Raw genomic sequence first — 18350 nt, 5'->3', positions numbered from 1 at the left:
GAGACATCGACACTGTTTGGTCTTCGCAGCATGCCGGATCGGACCTCCGCAGACTTTGGCGGACGGTTGATTTTCGCCTGAGACGACTTTGATTTTTGCTTGAGACGACGGAAACGTGCGATTTCGCTTTGAAAACAACGTGCTCGATGGCGACCTGCGGGAACTCACCTGCGGCGGGTCAGCCGTGCCGTTGCAGCCGCAGGTGTTCGATCTCCTGCTCTATCTCGTCGCGCAACGCGCGCGTGTGGTCAGCAAGGATGACCTGATCAGCCAGATCTGGAACGATCGGATCATCTCGGATTCCGCGCTCAACAGCCGGATTAACGCCGCGCGCAAGGCGATCAATGACGATGGCGCGACGCAGCGGCTGATCAAGACGATACCGCGCAAGGGCTTTCGCTTCATCGGCGAGGTCCATGAAGAAGTGGCAGCATCGATCGTGCCGGCCGAAGCCAGGCCCGCGCCCTCGCGCGCGCCGGACCGCCCGGCGATCGCGGTGCTCGCCTTCGAGAACATGAGTGGCGATCCCGCGCAGGACTATTTCGGCGACGGCATCAGCGAAGACATCCTCACCGCGCTGTCGAAGCAACGCTGGTTCATGGTGATCGCCCGCAACTCGTCCTTCACCTACAAGGGACGCGCGGTCAACATCAGGCAGATCGCGGACGAACTCGGCGTCCGCTACGTCGTCGAAGGCAGCGTGCGCAAGGCAGGCAGCCGGGTGCGCATCACCGCACAGCTGAACGATGCCCATTCGGGCAGTCATTTGTGGGCCGAGCGCTACGACCGCGAGCTGGTCGACGTCTTCGCCGTCCAGGACGAGATCACCAACGCGATCGCCGCTGCGATCGAACCGCAGATCCACGCGGCGGAGAGTTTTCGCGCCCACAGCAAAGCGCCTGCGAGCCTGGACGCATGGGATCTGCTGATGCGGGCGCTGTCGCATTTCTGGCGGGTGACGAGGCGTGATCACGAGACCGCGCGGATGCTGCTCGAACGCGCCATCGGGATCGATCCGAATTACGGCCAGGCGCTGTCGGTGCTGGCGGCAAACCACATGTTCGGCGTGCATCTCGGCTGGGCCGAGCTCGCCGCGGTGGCGCCGGCGGCGGAAGCCGCCGCGCTGGCTGCGGTGCGCTGCGATCATGAGGATGCCTGGGCACATGTCGCGCTGGGCAGCGTCTGCTTCTCGACACGCAGGCTTGCGAACGCGCTGGCCGCGTTCGAGCAGGCACTCGCGCTCAATCCGAACTTCTCGCTGGCGCAGGGTTATTACGCGCTGGCGCTGTCCTATGCCGGACGTTCGCAGGATTCGTTCGAGGCCGCGCAAAGGGCGATCCGGCTGTCACCGCGCGATCCGTCGCTCGCGGTCTATCATGGCATCGCCGGCTATGCGCGCTTCACCGAACGACGTTATGACGAAGCCATCGCGCTGGCGCGCGAGGCGATCCGCCACCGCGGCGATCTCACCGGCGCCTACCGCGTGCTCGCGGTTGCCGCCGGCATGGCCGGCGACCGATTGCTTGCGGAGACGGCGCTGAGCGAGCTCCGCCGCACCCAGCCCGACATCTCGCTGCACTGGATCGCGACGCAACTGCCGTGGGCCAATGACGGCGATCGCGAGCATTATCTGGAGGGATTCCGCCGCGCCGGATTGCGCTAGGCGATCGTCGTGCCGTCGCTACGTTCGCTTGCGGCGCAGGTGGACGATGACGTCGAGCCGCGCGATCTCGTGGCCGGGCAGCGCCTCGGGGATCTTGGTGAAAGCGAGACCGTCGGCGACGTCGACCAGCATATCCTCGCCTTCCAGATAGAAATGCGGATGCACCGACGTGTCGGTGTCGAAGAACGACTTGATGCCGTCGGCGGCGATGCGGCGCAGCAGGCCGGCCTCGGTGAACTGGTTCAGCGTGTTGTAGACGGTCGCGAGCGACAGCTCGGCGCTCGTCGCCATCGCTTCTTCGAACAGGCTCTCGGCGGTGACATGACGATGGCCGCGCAGGAACAGCAATCGGCCGAGCGCCAGCCGCTGGCGCGTCGGACGCAGGCCGGCGTCAACAAGCAATCGCAGACAGTGCTGCACGTCCGCATCGGGCGGCAATTCGAGGCCGGCGACGTCAGGTCCACTATCGTCAACGGCAGGGATATCCTGGATGTCCATCGATCGTCTCACACGTCTCACAGCCCAAAGGCGCAGAACGCGCCGCGTCGCCAGTTGCCATTCGATCGCAAAAGCGGCGACCAGGCTTTGATCCGGATCAAATCCGAAAGCCGCCTCTGACCTATCGCAAGGCGCTTCGCTTTATTCCCAACCAGAATGTGTTGATAGCCACGAGGTTCAGATGTCCCGGCCGGTTCCAGACAAGGCAGAGATCGCACTCGAATATCCCGACAAATTCTATGTCGGCACGTTCGAGCATTCGTCGCGGTTCGAGGCGCGGCTCGACGGCAGCGGCGTTGCACTGGTGCTGCAACATCCGGGCGCTGCCGACGAACGCAAATCGGTGCACCTGCACCTCAATTTCGGCCTGCTTGCCGGCATCCTGCGTGAGCTCGCCGGCAGCGTTGCCGCGCTCCCCAAGGACGACATCGCACATCGCGAACAGCTGGCCGACGCGCTCGCCGAGCTGCAACGGGCGCTCGGCGCGAAATGATGACCTGACGCTTTTGGTCGCAGGCGCAGCCTTGTGCACCGCCTCTCCTGAATCCGGATATGACAGAGGTCGCCTGATCAGCAGGGGCGGCCGATCCGCGTTGGCGGAGGGCCTACGGGATAACAGGACGCGCTGTACATTTTTTGTGCGAACACTGTCGCGACTTTCATCTTGCGGCGCCGAACGGGACTGTGTGAGCCTCGCTTCCGGATGGGGACTGGGATGGGCCGGCCGTAACTTCGCGCGCCATAACGTGCGAAGCGTTCGCGGCTGGCCTCGCTTGAGAAAGATACGACATGCCAAAACGAGTGTTGCTTGGTCTTCTGCTGGCTTGCGGCCTTGCGGCCCCGGTACTGGCACAGGAGCCGAAAACGGGCGGTGTGATCAATGCGGTGATCCAGCCCGAGCCGCCCGGCCTGATGCTGGCGATGGTCCAGAACGGTCCGACCCAGATGGTGTCGGGCAACATCTTCGAGGGCCTGCTGCGCTACAGTCCCAAGCTCGAGCCGCAGCCGGAGCTCGCCGAGAGCTGGAGCGTCAGCGAGGACGCCAAGACTTACACCTTCAAGCTGCGCAAGGGCGTCACCTGGCATGACGGCAAGCCCTTCACCGCCGCGGACGTCTTGTTCTCGATCGAGATGCTGAAGCAGACCCACGCCCGCGCCCGCACCAACCTCGCGCAGGTCGACAAGGTCGAGGCGCCCGACGATTACACGGTGGTGTTCACGCTGAAGCAGCCGTTCGGCCCGTTCCTCGGCATCTTCGAGGTCGGCTCGATGCCGATGGTGCCGAAGCATCTCTATGAAGGCACCGACTGGAAGACCAATCCCTACAACAACGCTCCGGTCGGCACCGGCCCCTTCATGTTCAAGGAGTGGCAGAAGGGCTCGTTCATCCGCCTGGCCAAGAACCCGAACTATTACGAGAAGGGCAAGCCCTATCTCGACGAGATCTACTGGCAGATCATTCCCGACGCGGCGGCGCGCTCGGTGGCGTATGAGACCGGCAAGGTCGACGTGCTGCCCGGCGGCTCGGTCGAGAACTTCGACGTGCCGCGGCTGACCAAGCTGAAGGACACCTGCGTCACCGGCGCCGGCTGGGAGTTCTTCTCGCCGCTGGCCTGGCTGTGGCTCAACAACCGACAGGGCCCGCTCGCCGATAAGCGGGTGCGGCAGGCGGTGATGTATGCGATCGACCGCGACTTCGCCAAGGACGTGATCTGGAACGGGCTCGGCAAGGTCGCGACCGGCCCGTCGGCCTCGACCATCAAGTACTACACCGACGACGTGAAAAAATACCCTTACGATCCGGCCAAGGCCAAGGCGCTGCTGAAGGAAGCCGGCTACAAGGGCGAGAAGATCCGCCTGCTGCCGCTCGCCTATGGCGAGACCTGGCAGCGCTGGGGTGAAGCCGTGAAGCAGAACCTCATGGACGTCGGCATCAACATCGAGACCATCGCCACCGACGTTGCCGGCGGCAACCAGAAGATCGGCGACTGGGACTACGACATCGCCTTCACTTATCTCTACCAGTACGGCGACCCCGCGCTCGGCGTCGGCCGTAACTACATCTCCAGCAACATCGCCAAGGGCCAGGTGTTCAACAACGTCGAAGGCTACTCCAACCCGGAGATCGACAAGTTGTTCGCCGACGGCGCGGTCGCGACCCCGGACTCCAAGCGCAAGGAAATCTACGAGAAGGCGCAGAAGATCCTCGTCGAGGACGTGCCGGTGGCCTGGATGCTCGAGCTGCAATTCCCGACCATCACGCGCTGCAAGGTCAAGAACCTGATCACCACGGGGATCGGGGTCAATGACGGCTTCAAGGACGCATGGCTCGACAAGTGATGAGCTCCATGCGACACCGCGGCAGAGCTTGCTGCGGTGTCGCATGCCTGGATACACAGATAGATCATGAGATCGTGTCGAGACGCTGAGGCATCGGCGGTGCCCATCTCTCCAGGGAGAGGTCCAATCGCATCGCCAGATGCGATCGGGGTGAGGGGTTGCGTTTCCTCGCGGGCCCTGATCCCGCTCACCCGCGCCTTCGGCGCGACCTCTTCCCGACGGGGAGAGGTGTTCCTCGCGGCGAGACCGTCCCAAACAACCGTCATTCGAGTCTAGATGCTCTCCTTCATCTCCCAGCGTGTCGTGAAGGGCGTGATCGTCCTGCTCGCGATCGTCGTCCTCAATTTCTTCCTGATCCGGCTTGCGCCGGGCGACCCCGCGGTCGTCATGGCCGGCGAGGCCGGGGCCAGCGACCAGGTCTTCGTCAAGCAACTCAGGGAAAAGTTCGGCCTCGACAAGCCGCTGCCCGAGCAGCTCTTCATCTACGTCAAGGGCGTCGTCACCCTCGACCTCGGCTTCTCCTTCCGCCAGCAGGCACCAGTCGCAAAGCTGATCGGCGAACGGCTGCCGGCCACGTTGCTGCTGACGCTGACGGCATTTGCGATCTCGCTCATGCTCGGCGTTCTGTTCGGCACCTTCGCCGCGCGCTTTGCCGGGACCTTCCTCGACACCGCCATCACCGTGTTCGCACTGATCTTCTATGCGATGCCGATCTTCTGGGTGGCGCTGATGGGCATCCTCTTGTTCTCGGTCACCATGGATTGGCTGCCGAGCTTTGGATACGAGACGGTCGGCGCCAACCTCACCGGCCTTGCCCACGCGGTCGACGTCGCGAAACACTTGATCATGCCGGCGATGACGCTCGGACTGTTCTTCATGGCGACCTATACCCGGATGACGCGCGCCTCGATGCTCGAGGTGAAGCGGCTCGACTTTGTCAAGACCGCGCGCGCCAAGGGCCTTTCCGACGCCGTGATCCAGCGTCGCCATGTGCTGCGTAACGCGCTGCTGCCCGTCGTGACGCTGGCCGGCGTGCATTCGGGAACACTGATCGGCGGCGCCGTCATCACCGAGACCGTGTTCGCCTGGCCCGGCATCGGGCGGCTGATGTACGACGCGCTGTTGCAGCGCGACTACAATCTGCTGCTCGGCGTCTTCGTGATCTGCTCGGCCATGGTCCTGATCTTCAACCTCATCACCGATCTGGTCTATCGCCTGGTCGATCCGCGCATCGAATTCGCCTCATGAAACAGTTCTGGAAATCGATGCTGCGTAGCCCGAGCGGCGTCATCGGGCTCGTCATCCTGCTCCTCGCGGTTTCGGTCGCCTTGTTCGGGCCTATGCTGTTTCCGAACTCGCCCTGGCGCATGGTGCAGCGGCCGTTCCTGCCGCCGTTCACGCTCTCGACCGTGCCGCTCGGCACCGACGCACTCGGCCGCGACGTGTTCGCCGGCATGATTTTCGGCGCACGCGTCTCGCTTTTGGTCGGCCTCGTCTCCACGCTGGTGGCGCTGGTGGTCGGCATTCCCATCGGCGCCATGGCCGGCTATTTCGGCGGCAAGGTCGACGACGCCCTGATGCGCTTCACCGAGTTCTTCCAGACCATCCCGAGCTTTGCGCTCGCGATCGTGCTGGTCGCGATCCTGCAGCCCTCGATCTATTCGATCGTGGCCTCGATCGCGGTGGTGAGCTGGCCACCGGTCGCCCGCCTCGTGCGCGGCGAGGTGCTGTCGCTGCGCACGCGCGAATACGTCCAGGCCGCCGTGGTCACCGGCCAGAGCAACACCTGGATCATCATGCGCGAGATCCTGCCCAATGCGCTGTCGCCGGTGATCGTGCTGGCCTCGCTGATGGTGGCGACCGCGATCCTGCTGGAATCCTCGCTGTCGTTTCTCGGCCTCGGCGATCCCAATCTGATTTCCTGGGGCTACATGGTCGGCGCCGGCCGCACCGTGATCCGCCAGGCCTGGTGGATCACGGTGTTTCCCGGTGTCGCCATCCTGATCTCGGTGCTCGGGCTGAACCTGATCGGCGAAGGCCTCAACGACGCGCTCAATCCGCGCCTGTCGCGGGAGGGACGCTGACCATGGCCGCGCCAGCCACCGTTTCCATCAAGAACCTGCAGATCGCGCTGCCCGAAGGGGCCGAACGTCCCTTCGCGGTGGATGGTATCTCGCTCGACCTGAACGCTGGCAAGATCGTCTGCGTCGTCGGCGAATCCGGCTCCGGCAAATCGATGTGCGCGCATGCGCTGATGGGCCTGCTGCCAGATACGGTATCCATCGCCTCCGGCGAGATCCAGTTCGAGGGACGCGACCTGCTCAAGCTCGACGACGACGGCTGGCGCGATCTGCGCGGCCGCCGTTTCGCGATGATCTTCCAGGAGCCGATGACCGCGCTCAATCCGTTGATGCGGATCGGCGACCAGATGGCGGAGATGTTCGAGGCCCATGGCCTGCTGACGCCAAGGGAGCGACGCGCCAAGGCGCTGGCGCTGGCGCGCGAGGTCGGGCTGCCCGACCCCGAACGAATCGTGCGCGCCTATCCGCACCAGCTCTCCGGCGGCCAGCGCCAGCGCGCCATGATCGCGATGGCGCTCGCGCTCGAGCCCGCCGTGCTGGTCGCGGACGAGCCCACCACCGCGCTCGACGTCACAACGCAGGCGCAGATCCTCAAGCTGATCCGCAATCTCCAGCAGAGCCGCAACATGGCGGTGATGTTCATCACCCATGATTTCGGTGTCGTCGCCGACATCGCCGACCAGGTCGTGGTGCTCCGCCACGGCAAGGTGGTGGAGGAAGGCCCTGCCGCAACCGTCTTCGACAACCCGCAGCACGACTACACCAAGGCACTGCTCGCCGCCGTGCCGTCGATGGACCCGCCGGCGCGCGCGCCGCTCGACGACAGGGCCAGGGCGGTCGAGGTGATCGGGCTCGACAAGACCTATGTCACCTCGGGCGGCTGGTTTCGCGAGGACCGCCGCGTCGATGCCGCGCGCGCGGTCAATTTCAACATTCTCAAGGGCGAGACGCTCGGTCTGGTCGGCGAATCCGGCTCGGGCAAATCATCGGTGGCGCGGCTGGTGATGCGGCTGATTGAGGCCGACCGCGGCACGGTGTGGATCGGCGACACCGAACTCACCTCGCTCTCGGGCAAGGCGCTGCGCGCGGAGCGCCATCGCATCCAGATGATCTTCCAGGATCCGTTCGCCTCGCTTAATCCGCGCCGCAAGGTTGGCAACATCATTGCCGACGGCCCGATCGCGGCTGGTCTCGATCCGAAGGCGGCGTTTGACCGCGCCCGCGATCTGCTCGGGATGGTCGGCCTGGATGCCGGCGCGCTCGAGCGCTATCCGCATGAATTCTCCGGCGGCCAGCGTCAGCGCATCGGCATTGCGCGCGCGCTCGCGCTCGAGCCCGAGATCATCGTCGCGGACGAAGCGGTCTCCGCCCTCGACGTCTCCGTTCAGGCGCAGGTTCTCCGGTTACTCGAAGACCTCAAGGCGCGACTTGGCCTCTCGATGCTGTTCATCACCCACGATCTGCGCGTTGCGGCCCAGATCTGCGACCGCATCGCTGTGATGCAGCGCGGCGTCATCGTCGAGCTGAAGCCCTCCGCACAACTCTTTGCAGCGCCGGAGCATGCCTATAGCCGGGAGCTGCTCGCAGCGGTGCCGGGGCGAAAGGCGCACGCACCGGTCGCGTGAGGCAGCCGGCTGCGGTTGCTACCTGGCTGGAGGGTTCGTGCTTTTCCAGGTGGGAACGGAGTTGGTCACGCCGACAGAGGGCTGCGTAGACGTGCCAATTGACGGCGCTGTCACTGTCCCGACCGTCTGCCCGGAACTCCCAACCGTCCCTTGCTGCACCGGCGCTCCCGGAATGCTGTTGGTACTGTTGTTCACGCCCGGTCCCGGCGTTTGCGCGCTTGCGGCGGATGCCGCAAATCCGACGGCGGCAATAACGGCAATGAAGCTTCCTGTTCTTGTCATGGCTGATCCTTTTGGATGCGGTGCAAAGATCGATTAGTCGTCGAACCGCTCCTGCACTGAGAACTCCCCATGGGTGAGAATGTGCCGGGATACCTGCGTGAGACCGCTCTCAACACTCCGGCATCATGCGCGATGAACAAGGGCGCGGCCGGCGGCGAGCGAGGCAGCCTGGCAAGATCAAGATCATCGCGGGTTGGTATTGCTCCAGGTGGGGACCGAATTGGTCACGCCGACCGACGGCCAATTATAGGACCCGATCGACGGCGCCGTTACCGTTCCAACGGTTTGCCCAGACGACCCATAAGTCGCCCGCGGCTGCACTGCCGCCGATCCGGCCGCTACTGCACCCGTGTTGTCATATCGGCTCGATCGGTACTTCTTGGCTTCAGCCGCGAACGGCACGGTGAGCACTCCAGCTACGACAAGCGCTATGACTGCAATTCTGTTTCTCGTCATTGCCGATTCATTCATCCCGAAACTCCAATTGCCTGGTTGGGCAATTGTACAACGTGTTGGATCAACGCGTGGCGGGTCGAATTTCCGGGCGAGCGCAGTTCACTTTCACGTCACGGCCTTCCTAGCGGCCAACGCCCGCTTCAATCACTCAAAATTCAGCTGTCGCCGATCGGCAAACCAGTGACGACTTCGCAATTGGTCAGAATAGATGTCCTAATTTGAGGCTTGTCTAAGCGACCATCGACGAGCGTGGCCCGTCAAGCACAGCCACGCAGAATCAGGCCATATGCACGATAGAAGGCAGAAGAAATGTAGAAACAGCCTCCAACAACCCCTAAACTGATTCTAGTTCGGGAAATTGCCAGTGCCCCTGATTTTGGCGCGGCAAAAAATATTTCAGGGGTGACACGTGGGGCATTTTCTGTCGGGCGGCGCGACGTCTTGTGAAACGGCGATACTTGAACCCTCGGTGCATCGGCATCGGCTTCTGCAGACAACGGCCCTTGTCCCCGTCGTGGCGTTGCGGCGTTCGCGGCGATGGCTGGCCTGATCGATCATTGGCGCCGCCAGCTTGTTTGCAACTCAGGCCATGGCGATCGACGTAGCCAACCAGGCAGACTGGAATACCGCCGTCGCTGCGGTTGCTGCGGCCGGCGCAAATTCAACTGTGAGCATCAACATCACGTCTGGATTCACGTTGTCGAGTTCGCTGGCGCAACTCCAGGCGAGCAATGCCAACGTCGTCATCAACATCACCGGCAACAACCAAGTCATCAACGGCGCGTCCGCGTTTCAGGGCATCCAGGTCAACGGCACCAACGCGCCCACAGTGAATATCTCAAGCCTCTCGATTACCAACACCGCGGCGCTCGGCGGAAACGGACAGAACGGGCAGGACGGCTACTTCTCGGGTGGATTGTCCTACGGGTCCGGTGGTGGCGGCGGCGGCGGCCTCGGTGCCGGCGGCGGTCTGTTCGTCGGCAGCGGTGCCAACGTCACGCTGGCGGCAGTAACGTTCACCGGCAACACAGCGACCGGCGGCACTGGCGGCAATGGCGGATCTGCGCAGAACGCGGCCCCCGATCCCGTCAATGGCGGCAATGGCGGCAATGGCGGCGCTGCCAACAATGGCGGTGCCGGCGGCGGCGGCGGCGCGGGCGGTACCGGCGGTCATGCGGGCAACCAGGGTACCGCCGGCACGGCCGGTGGAACCCTCGGTGCCGGCGGCGGCGGCGGCGGCGGTTCGGGAACGACCAACAGTACGACCTATACGAGCAATAACAGCGGCGGTTCGGGGAACGCCAACGGCGGCAATGGCGGTTCGGGCGGAGACGGCGCGACCAATGCCAGCGGCTCGGGCGGACCCGGCCCCGGCGCCGACGGCGGTGCAGGCGGCAACGGCGGCGCCGCCAATGGTGGCGCCATCTACGTCGCGACCGGGGGCACCCTGACCATTCTGAATTCGCCAATCTCGGGCGCCGCCGTCACAGGGGGCGCGGCCGGAACTCCCGGCATCGGAATTGGTCCCAGCGCGATCAACGGATTCAGTGCTGCGGCAGGCGCAGCACAAGGCGCGGGCATTTTCCTGAGCGGCGTCACCGCAAATATCGGCGTCTCCGGCGGCACCGTCACCTACGCCAATACGATCGGCGGCAGCGGACTGACCACAGGAGGCGTCAACACCGCCCTCATCAAGACCGGCGTCGGCACGCTGGTCCTGTCGGCCGCCAACACCTACTCCGGCAACACCGTCGTGAATGCCGGAACGCTGGAAGTGAACGGCACAGCCGCGAATTCGGCCCTGACCACGGTCAATTCCGGCGGCCAGTTGGCCGGTGTCGGCACGGTCAAGGGAACCCAGATCAATGCGGGCGGCACCTTCGCGCCCGGTAACGGGACGCCGGCCAGCACCATGTCGGTCAACGGCAATCTCGCGTTCCAGTCAGGCGCGATCTACCTGATTCAAGTCGACCCGACGACCGCCTCGCGCGCCAACGTTTCCGGCACCGCAACGCTCAACGGCACGGTCAACGCGACCTTCGCCAGCGGGACTTATGTCGCCAAGCAATACACCATCCTTAACGCGACCGGCGGTGTGAGCGGCACCTTCGCCGGGGTCGTCAACATCGGCAATCCGGCAAACCTGAGGTCGAGCCTGAGTTACGACGCCAACAACGCGTACCTCAACGTCACGCTGGGTTTCAATGGGTTCACGACCAACCAGCAGAACGTCGGTAACGCGCTGATCAATTTCTTCAACGCCAATGGCGGCATTCCAGCGGTTTACGCGAACCTGAGTCCGGCCGAACTGACCCAGGCTTCCGGCGAGGCCGCCACCGGATCGCAGCAAACCACCTTCAACGCGATGACCATGTTCATGGGGATCATGACCGATCCGTTCATTGCCGGACGCGGCGAGGGCGGAAGCGCGGGCGGTGGCGCCACCGGCTACGCCGACGAGGAGCTTGCCTATGCCGCGAGCCGCAAGCCGGCCGATGCTATGGCGGCAATCTACGCCAAGGCGCCTCGTCCTGCCCCCTTCGCGCAGCGCTGGAGCGTCTGGGCCGCCGGTTACGGCGGTTCGCAGACCACGGACGGCAACGCCGTCGTCGGTTCCAACACTGCGACCTCCAGCATCTACGGCACGGCCGTCGGCGCCGATTATCGCATTTCGCCCTACACCATTGCCGGCTTCGCTCTGGCGGGCGGCGGCACCAACTTCAATGTCGTCAATAGCGGTTACGGCCAATCGTACCTGTTCCAAGCCGGTGCGTTCGTCCGGCACACTATCGGTGCTGCTTATCTCTCCGGTGCGCTGGCCTACGGTGCACAGGACATCACGACCAATCGCATCGTGACGATTGCCGGCACCGACCGGTTGCAGGCCCGCTTCAATGCCAACGCCTATTCAGGCCGGGTCGAAGGCGGCTACCGCTTCGTGACGCCCTGGATGAACGGCGTCGGGATCACGCCCTACGCGGCAGGGCAGTTCACGACGTTCGATCTGCCGGCCTATACCGAAAGCGCCATCTCCGGCGGCGGCGCGTTCGCGCTCGCTTACGGAGCAAAGAGCGTGACGGACACGCGCAGCGAACTCGGCGTACGGACCGACAAGTCGTTTGCCATGGACGGTGCCCTACTGACCTTGCGGGGGCGTGCGGCTTGGTCGCATGACTACAATCCGGATCGCACGATCGGCGCCACCTTCACCGCGCTCCCCGGCGCGTCCTTCGTCGTCAACGGCGCAGCGCAGGCAAGCGACTCGGCGTTGGTGACTGCCGCTGCCGAAATGAAATGGATGAACGGCTGGTCCGCCGTCGGCACTTTCGAGGGCGAGTTCTCCAACGTCACGCGCAGCTACGCCGGCAAGGGCGTCGTGCGGTATAATTGGTAACCCGCAACGGCCCGGACGCAGTTCGGCCCCCGAGGCGCGGCACCGCCGCGCTCACCGCCGCCGCGGACGGCATGAATGGCGGCCGTGGCGTTCCTTCACGGTCGCGACCGAATGCATCAGCTCCTTGAAGGCGGCGATCGCCGTGTCGTCGCCGAGCGCACTGTCGCCGTGCGCTTCCAAACGCTCGATGACCACGAGCAGCGCATCTCCGATCTGGCCGATCTGCTTGCCGTAGCTGCCGACATCGGACAGCAGATCCTTCTCGACCTCTGGCGCCGAGGATTGACCGACCGTGATGTTGATGAGGCCGAACTGGCTGCCGACGGGGCTGAAGAACGACGTGATCGGATTGATGGACTGAACGACGTCCCCCGACAAAGGCAGCTTGAACACGGACATCCTGGATTCCCTCGCTGACGCTGAAACGGCAGCGCGAGACTAGCACAATCATGGCCGCCTTCGGATGGACCCGAATCAGCGCTAGTGCATTGGGTTCAGTGACTTCCCTGGACGCAAGCAGCATGACCGGCCCTGAACTGAAGCAACTTCGCAACGACCTCTCCGATGCCCTCGGGCGCAAGCTCACCACAACCGACATGGCCAGGCTTTGCGGATTGCCTGACAAGGGTGGCGCCGACACCATTCGACGCTGGGAGGTGAGCGGCCCGACACCGTCTGCGACAAAGGTGCTGCGCGTGCTCGCGATGGCGAGCGAGAGCTATCCGATCCTGGAGAAGTTCGACATCTTCGATCGTCACGACATTCGCGAGGAAGACCGGCCCGCCAAGCGCGCCGCGTTCCGCGAACAGATGCGCGATGAGGCGCTGCGCCGTCTTGGTTAACGAAAGTCGCGCGCAAGTTACCTGGGCCGCGCGAAGTTAAACCTTCCTTCACCACTTCTTAAGCCGACATTAAGCACGAAAATCATTTGCAACCCAATAAGTTAGGTTGGGCGCCGCTGTGCCACGCATGTGACAGCATTTTCGTCAAAAGCGAGCTATCTGCAAAACCAACGCGGCGCGGACAGCGCGCCTGCCGGGGACCTAGAGTGTCGGAGTTCAAGACGATGAAGAAGATTCTGTTCGCGACCGTTGCGCTGCTCGTAGTGGGCGCGGCTGCACCGGCCGTCGGTGCCGATCTCGGCAACCGCAACTATTACAAGTCGCCGGCGCCGGCCTATGCCGCGCCGATCTACAACTGGACCGGTTTCTATATCGGCGGCCATATCGGCGGCGCGTTCTCCAGCGACAACAATTTCAGCGGCCTCTCCACCGGCAACAACGGCAACGGCCGTTTCCTCGGCGGCGTGCAGGTCGGCGGCGACTGGCAGTTCCACCCGAACTTCCTGGTCGGCGTCGAAGGCCAGTATTCCTGGCTCTCCGGCAGCGTCGGCGCCGTGTTTCCGGGCGGCATCGCCTACACCAACGACCAGCGTGGCCTTGGATCGATCACCGGCCGCGTCGGCTACACCTGGGGCCCCGGGCTCGTCTACGTGAAGGGCGGCTACGCCTATTCGGACAACAACGAGAAGGTGACCGTCGGCGGCGTGCCGACCGCTTTCGTGATCACCGGCGATCACCGCAACGGCTACACCGTCGGCGCCGGCCTCGAATACATGTTCGCCCCGAACTGGTCGGCCAAAGCCGAGTATCAGTACTACAATTTCGGCGACGCGAGCTTCACCGCCGGTCCGCTCACGGGCACCGGCAGCTTCACCACCGACGACCACACCATCAAGGCGGGCCTCAACTACCGCTTCAACTGGGCAAGCCCGGCCGTCGCGCGCTACTGATCGGTTACCACGACCTTACTAAGACAAGGGGGCCGGCGATTTCGCCGGCCCTTATTTTTTCGCGCTGCGGAACTGGTGCAACCGCTTGCAGAAATTGCGAATTTTTAACCTGCGGTGCGGATACTGCCGGCCACAACCAGAAGCAAGAACGTTGGGGGAATTTTCGATGGCGATCCGTCTGGGGCTTGGCCGTTTGGGCCGTTCTCTGCCGCGCTTCAAACTGCCGAACTGGGGCGTGCGTGGCAGCCTGTTCACGGCCTTCGCAGTGATTGCAGGCATGGGCCTCGTGATCGCGGCCGGCGCCGGCCTGGCGCTGCAGAGTCTAGGCGGTCGCATGACCGATCTGAGCGGGCGGGACATTCCGCGCCTCACCGCCAGCCTGCAATTGTCGGCATTGAGCGCGAGCCTCGCAGCCCAGGGGCCGGCCCTGCTCGCGGCGCAAAACGAGGAAGCCCTGAACGAGCGTACCAAGAAGCTCAAGGAACTGCAGGAGCAAACCCAGCAGAAGCTCACCGAGATCATCCAGCTCGGCGGTGACAAGACCGTCGTCGCCGGCCTCAGCGAAACGATGAAGAGCATCAACGAGGCGGCCCAGAGCCTGGCCAAGGCCGCCCGCGAACGGCTGGACATCGCCGCCCTTCACGACAAGCAATATGACGCGCTACGCAACGCGCAAGCCGCCTTCGTCGGCGCAGCCAGCCCGGCCATGCTGGACGCCCAGACCCGGGTCAATGCCATCCTCGGCTCGGCCGACCTGTCCGCCGCGGACGCCAGCGACGCCGCGCAGACCGTCGGCCAACTCGGCAACGTCGTCGCCAGCGGCAACCTCGCCGCCGCCGACATGAGCGCGGCGCTGTCGGCCAACACCAGCGACAAGCTCGACGACATCCAGAAGGGATTCAAGACGGCGCAGGGCCGCCTGCGCTCCAACCTCGATCTGCTGCCCGACAACCAGGGCAACAAGATGCTGCGCGAGACGGCGGAGAAGTTGCTCGCGCTCGGCACCGGCAAGACCGGCGTGTTCAATCTGCGAGAGAAGGAGCTCGACTCCATCGACTACGGCCAGACCATCCTGGACGAGACCCGCAAGCTCAATGTCGGCCTCGGCATCAGCGTGCAGCAGCTCGTCGACGGCGTGCAGAAGGAAACCAACGCGTCGACCTCCCAGGCGCAGCAGGAGACCTCGCTCGCGACGACCGTGATGCTGGCTTTGGGGGCCTTGATGCTGGTCGGCTCGGCGCTGTTCGTCTGGCTCTATGTCGGCCGCAACATCCTGCGCCGCATCGGTGAGCTTCAGCGCGCCATGCAGCTGCTCTCGGCCGGCGACCTCGACACCGAGATCGTCCGCTCCCGGCAGAACGACGAGATCGGCGTGATGAAGGAAACGCTGACCGTGTTCCGCGACAGCATGATCGAGGCCAGGGCGCTCGCCGCCGAACAGGACAAGGACCGGGTCGCCAAGGCGGAGCGGGCCGCGCGCATGGAAGCCAGGATCGCCGAGTTCGAAAACACGGTGCGCTCGGCGCTCGACAATCTGGCGCAGTCGGCCAATTCGATGCAGTCGACGGCGCAGAGCATGTCGACCACCGCCGATCAGTCCAACGCGCTGGTCAACGCGGTCGCCTCCGCCGCCGAAGAGACCTCGGTCAACGTGCAGACCGTATCGTCAGGCACCGAGCAGCTGTCGTCCTCGATCGAGGAGATCAGCAAGCAGGTCGTGACCTCGGCCGCCATCGCCAAGAAGGCGGTCGACGAGGCCGGCGCGACCGACGCCACGGTGCAGAGCCTGGCAGACAGCGCGAGCCGCATCAGCGTCGTGGTCGACCTGATCCAGACCATCGCCTCGCAGACCAACCTGCTCGCGCTCAACGCCACCATCGAGGCCGCGCGTGCGGGTGAGGCCGGCCGCGGCTTCGCGGTGGTCGCCTCCGAGGTGAAGAGCCTCGCGAGCCAGACCGCCAAGGCGACGGAAGAGATCCGCGCCCAGATCGCCAGCATGCAGGACATCACGTCGTCGGCCGTCGGCGCCATCCAGGGTATCGGCCGGATCATCGGCGAGATCGACGACGTGACCACGACCATCGCGGCCGCGGTCGAGGAGCAGGGCGCGGCCACCCGCGAAATCGCCCGCAACATCCAGCACGCGGCCGGCGGCACCAGCGAGGTCTCCAGCAACATCGTCGGCGTCTCCACCGCATCCGCCGAAGCCGGCGCCGCGGCAAACGAAGTGCTGGGCGCTTCCGATGCGCTCCGCCGCGAAGCCGACATGCTGCGCGGAGAGATCGACGCGTTCCTCAACAACATGCGGGCGGCATAAGGACGCCGGCAGCACGGAGACTGCACTCCCTCTCCCGCTTGCGGGAGAGGGCCGGGGCGGGGGTGCCTCCGCATTGGGATCACCTGAGACACACCCGAAATTCCCCGCGGGGAGAGATCCCCACCCGGCGCTACGCGCCGACCTCCCCCGCCAGCGGGAGAGGTGACCGAGTTCGGGTCACGACTGTCCCACACCACGGAAAGATGCCGCCCGGAATGACCGCCATGCGGGCGGGCCGCGTAGCCTTTTTCGGCTGGCGCACCGCCCGCGCTGGGTTTAATCCGATAGGATGAACACGAAAACCGACACCCCACAGTCCTCCGCCGAGGCCCTGCGCTATCCCTGGGATCAGCACCCCGGCCACGACGAGGTCGTCGAGGTCAGGCCCGGCGTGTTGTGGGCGCGGCTCAAATTGCCGTTTCGCCTCAACCACGTGAACATCTACCTGCTCGCCGATGGCGACGGCTATGCGATGGTCGACACCGGCTTCGGCAACGAGGAGACGATCGAGGCCTGGACCAGGCTGTTCGACGGGCCACTGAAGGGCGTCCACATCACGCGCCTGATCGTCACCCATTCCCACCCCGACCATGTCGGGCTTGCAGGCTGGGTCGTCGAGCGCTTCAACTGCCCGCTGGTGATGTCGCAGGTCGAATATCTGCAATCGGTCTATCACCAGAATCGCGGCACCGAGGAGCGGAAGGAAGCACAGCGGCAGTTCTTCCGCCGCCACGGCATGGACGATTCGCTGACGGAGAAGCTGCTCGGCCGCGGCCAGGACTATCTCAAGCGCGTCTCGGTGCTGCCGCCAGCCTACCGCCGGATCTCGCATGGCGACGAGGTCGTGATCGGCGCGCGCCGCTTCAAGGTGATCACCGGCGGCGGCCACGCGCTCGACCAGGTGATGCTGTATTGCGCCGACGACAAGCTGTTCCTCTCCGCCGACCAGGTGCTGAGCAAGATCTCGCCCAATGTCAGCGTGTGGGCAGTCGAGCCCGACCAGAACTCGCTCGGCGAATATCTGGCGTCGCTGGCGAGCCTCACCACCACGCTGCCCTACGACCTCCTGGTGCTGCCCGGCCATGGCGTGCCGTTCTACGGATTGAAGACCCGCATCAAGCAGCTCGCCGACCATCACGAAGAGCGCTGCCGCCTGATCGCGGAAGCCTGCCGCGAGGTGCCGCAGACCTCGCGCGCTTTGGTGCCTGTCGTCTTCAACAAGCACGTGCTGGACGAGCACCAGATGGGCTTTGCCGCCGGCGAGCTCGTCGCCCACGTCAACTACATGATCGTCGAGGGACGGCTGACGGCGGAGACGAAGGACGGCGTGCTGCAGTTCAGGACGACCTAGACATGGTCGTCATGGCCGGGCTTGCCCGGCCATCCCCGCTCGGCGCGGAAACGAGTTCGTGGATACCCGGGACAAGCCCGGGCCTGACGAGCTTAGGCCGGCATCGCCTCACTTCATGTTCGCGATCGCGTGCAGCGTCGCGATGTAGCCGAACGGGCCCAGCCCGCAGATCACCCCGGTCGCCACAAACGAGATCTTCGAGTGGCGGTGGTATTCGTCGCGGGCGTGGATATTGGAGATGTGGACTTCCAGCACCGGACCTTCGAACGTCTTGATCGCGTCCATGATCGAGACCGAGGTGAAGGAGAGGCCCGCCGGATTGATGATGATGGCATCGGCGTCCTGCCGCGCCGACTGGATCAGGTCGACCAGCACGCCTTCATGGTTGGACTGGTGGAAGGCGAGCTTGAGGCCGAGCTTGGCCGCGACCTCTTCGCAGCTCGCATTGACCTCGGCGAGCGTCGTGGTGCCGTAGATGTGCGGCTCGCGGATGCCGAGCATGTTGAGGTTGGGACCGTTGAGGATCATCACGCGCTTCATGGCAAGGACCT

Annotated in this window: 16 protein-coding genes; 11 read left to right on the top strand and 5 right to left on the bottom strand. The window is 64.5% G+C overall.

From position 1 onward, the window contains the following. Positions 1 to 115 precede the first annotated feature (115 nt). Positions 116 to 1663, top strand: a complete 1548-nt coding sequence (locus JQ580_RS13015) for a winged helix-turn-helix domain-containing tetratricopeptide repeat protein (protein ID WP_212280444.1) — start codon at positions 116 to 118, stop codon at positions 1661 to 1663. A gap of 18 nt (positions 1664 to 1681) precedes the next feature. On the opposite strand, the gene irr is transcribed toward JQ580_RS13015, so the two are convergent. After that, on the bottom strand, positions 1682 to 2161 hold the full coding sequence (irr, locus tag JQ580_RS13010; RefSeq protein WP_249134144.1) for a Fur family transcriptional regulator Irr: 480 nt from the start codon (positions 2159 to 2161) through the stop codon (positions 1682 to 1684). 181 nt (positions 2162 to 2342) lie between these two features. On the opposite strand from irr, the gene JQ580_RS13005 reads away from it, so the two are divergent. The 5 genes from JQ580_RS13005 to JQ580_RS12985 all read left to right on the top strand — a co-directional run bounded on the left by JQ580_RS13005 (position 2343) and on the right by JQ580_RS12985 (position 8207). Beyond that, positions 2343 to 2654, top strand: coding sequence for a hypothetical protein (locus JQ580_RS13005; protein ID WP_212280443.1), 312 nt, complete (start codon positions 2343 to 2345; stop codon positions 2652 to 2654). Between the two features lie 296 nt (positions 2655 to 2950). Further along, positions 2951 to 4501 (top strand): ABC transporter substrate-binding protein, encoded by a 1551-nt coding sequence (locus JQ580_RS13000; RefSeq protein ID WP_212280442.1) that lies wholly within the window; start codon positions 2951 to 2953, stop codon positions 4499 to 4501. Positions 4502 to 4777: 276 nt separating this feature from the next. Continuing rightward, positions 4778 to 5749 carry an ABC transporter permease gene (locus JQ580_RS12995; RefSeq protein WP_212280441.1) on the top strand — a complete coding sequence of 324 codons (972 nt, stop codon included), beginning with the start codon at positions 4778 to 4780 and terminating at the stop codon, positions 5747 to 5749. After that, positions 5746 to 6585 (top strand): ABC transporter permease, encoded by an 840-nt coding sequence (locus tag JQ580_RS12990; RefSeq protein ID WP_212280440.1) that lies wholly within the window; start codon positions 5746 to 5748, stop codon positions 6583 to 6585. The genes JQ580_RS12995 and JQ580_RS12990 overlap by 4 nt, the downstream gene beginning before the upstream one ends. Positions 6586 to 6587: 2 nt before the next feature. Then, positions 6588 to 8207: an ABC transporter ATP-binding protein gene (locus JQ580_RS12985; RefSeq protein WP_212280439.1), complete on the top strand. Its 1620-nt coding sequence runs from the start codon at positions 6588 to 6590 to the stop codon at positions 8205 to 8207. Positions 8208 to 8225: 18 nt separating this feature from the next. On the opposite strand, the gene JQ580_RS33800 is transcribed toward JQ580_RS12985, so the two are convergent. Together JQ580_RS33800 and JQ580_RS33795 are read right to left on the bottom strand one after the other, a co-directional pair. Then, positions 8226 to 8489: a hypothetical protein gene (locus tag JQ580_RS33800; RefSeq protein ID WP_249134143.1), complete on the bottom strand. Its 264-nt coding sequence runs from the start codon at positions 8487 to 8489 to the stop codon at positions 8226 to 8228. A gap of 183 nt (positions 8490 to 8672) precedes the next feature. After that, entirely contained in the window at positions 8673 to 8945 is a 273-nt protein-coding gene (locus JQ580_RS33795) for a hypothetical protein (protein WP_249134173.1), read from the bottom strand. A 589-nt stretch (positions 8946 to 9534) separates the two neighbouring features. Between JQ580_RS33795 and JQ580_RS12980 the strand changes: the two genes are divergently transcribed. Beyond that, positions 9535 to 12339, top strand: a complete 2805-nt coding sequence (locus JQ580_RS12980) for an autotransporter domain-containing protein (RefSeq protein ID WP_212280438.1) — start codon at positions 9535 to 9537, stop codon at positions 12337 to 12339. Between the two features lie 51 nt (positions 12340 to 12390). Here the strand turns inward: JQ580_RS12980 and JQ580_RS12975 are convergent, their stop codons facing one another. Next, positions 12391 to 12738 carry a hypothetical protein gene (locus JQ580_RS12975; RefSeq protein ID WP_212280437.1) on the bottom strand — a complete coding sequence of 116 codons (348 nt, stop codon included), beginning with the start codon at positions 12736 to 12738 and terminating at the stop codon, positions 12391 to 12393. A gap of 122 nt (positions 12739 to 12860) precedes the next feature. On the opposite strand from JQ580_RS12975, the gene JQ580_RS12970 reads away from it, so the two are divergent. From JQ580_RS12970 to JQ580_RS12955, 4 genes are all read left to right on the top strand, one after another. After that, positions 12861 to 13181: a hypothetical protein gene (locus tag JQ580_RS12970; protein ID WP_212280436.1), complete on the top strand. Its 321-nt coding sequence runs from the start codon at positions 12861 to 12863 to the stop codon at positions 13179 to 13181. Between the two features lie 224 nt (positions 13182 to 13405). After that, on the top strand, positions 13406 to 14131 hold the full coding sequence (locus JQ580_RS12965) for an outer membrane protein (RefSeq protein ID WP_212280435.1): 726 nt from the start codon (positions 13406 to 13408) through the stop codon (positions 14129 to 14131). A gap of 166 nt (positions 14132 to 14297) precedes the next feature. Then, complete coding sequence (locus JQ580_RS12960; protein WP_212280434.1) at positions 14298 to 16448, top strand: methyl-accepting chemotaxis protein; 2151 nt, start codon at positions 14298 to 14300, stop codon at positions 16446 to 16448. Between the two features lie 289 nt (positions 16449 to 16737). Continuing rightward, a complete protein-coding gene (locus JQ580_RS12955; RefSeq protein ID WP_212280433.1) occupies positions 16738 to 17799 on the top strand; it encodes an MBL fold metallo-hydrolase in 1062 nt (353 codons plus the stop codon). A 108-nt stretch (positions 17800 to 17907) separates the two neighbouring features. Here JQ580_RS12955 and aroQ read toward each other — a convergent pair whose 3' ends face one another. Next, on the bottom strand, positions 17908 to 18339 hold the full coding sequence (aroQ, locus tag JQ580_RS12950) for a type II 3-dehydroquinate dehydratase (RefSeq protein ID WP_212280432.1): 432 nt from the start codon (positions 18337 to 18339) through the stop codon (positions 17908 to 17910). Positions 18340 to 18350 lie beyond the last annotated feature (11 nt).

Source organism: Bradyrhizobium sp. SZCCT0148 (assembly GCF_018129985.1).
Taxonomy (GTDB): domain Bacteria; phylum Pseudomonadota; class Alphaproteobacteria; order Rhizobiales; family Xanthobacteraceae; genus Bradyrhizobium; species Bradyrhizobium japonicum_H.
The sequence above is the reverse complement of the archived record's forward strand: the minus strand, read 5'-3'. Positions and strand labels throughout refer to the sequence as shown.

Bases quoted from the DNA above. Each gene is read 5' to 3' on its own strand.
- irr (WP_249134144.1), bottom strand. From the start codon at position 2,161: ATGGACATCCAGGATATCCCTGCCGTTGACGATAGTGGACCTGACGTC.
- JQ580_RS13005 (WP_212280443.1), top strand. From the start codon at position 2,343: ATGTCCCGGCCGGTTCCAGACAAGGCAGAGATCGCACTCGAATATCCC.
- JQ580_RS13000 (WP_212280442.1), top strand. From the start codon at position 2,951: ATGCCAAAACGAGTGTTGCTTGGTCTTCTGCTGGCTTGCGGCCTTGCG.
- JQ580_RS12995 (WP_212280441.1), top strand. From the start codon at position 4,778: ATGCTCTCCTTCATCTCCCAGCGTGTCGTGAAGGGCGTGATCGTCCTG.
- JQ580_RS12990 (WP_212280440.1), top strand. From the start codon at position 5,746: ATGAAACAGTTCTGGAAATCGATGCTGCGTAGCCCGAGCGGCGTCATC.
- JQ580_RS12985 (WP_212280439.1), top strand. From the start codon at position 6,588: ATGGCCGCGCCAGCCACCGTTTCCATCAAGAACCTGCAGATCGCGCTG.
- JQ580_RS33800 (WP_249134143.1), bottom strand. From the start codon at position 8,489: ATGACAAGAACAGGAAGCTTCATTGCCGTTATTGCCGCCGTCGGATTT.
- JQ580_RS33795 (WP_249134173.1), bottom strand. From the start codon at position 8,945: ATGACGAGAAACAGAATTGCAGTCATAGCGCTTGTCGTAGCTGGAGTG.
- JQ580_RS12980 (WP_212280438.1), top strand. From the start codon at position 9,535: ATGGCGATCGACGTAGCCAACCAGGCAGACTGGAATACCGCCGTCGCT.
- JQ580_RS12975 (WP_212280437.1), bottom strand. From the start codon at position 12,738: ATGTCCGTGTTCAAGCTGCCTTTGTCGGGGGACGTCGTTCAGTCCATC.
- JQ580_RS12970 (WP_212280436.1), top strand. From the start codon at position 12,861: ATGACCGGCCCTGAACTGAAGCAACTTCGCAACGACCTCTCCGATGCC.
- JQ580_RS12965 (WP_212280435.1), top strand. From the start codon at position 13,406: ATGAAGAAGATTCTGTTCGCGACCGTTGCGCTGCTCGTAGTGGGCGCG.
- JQ580_RS12960 (WP_212280434.1), top strand. From the start codon at position 14,298: ATGGCGATCCGTCTGGGGCTTGGCCGTTTGGGCCGTTCTCTGCCGCGC.
- JQ580_RS12955 (WP_212280433.1), top strand. From the start codon at position 16,738: ATGAACACGAAAACCGACACCCCACAGTCCTCCGCCGAGGCCCTGCGC.
- aroQ (WP_212280432.1), bottom strand. From the start codon at position 18,339: ATGAAGCGCGTGATGATCCTCAACGGTCCCAACCTCAACATGCTCGGC.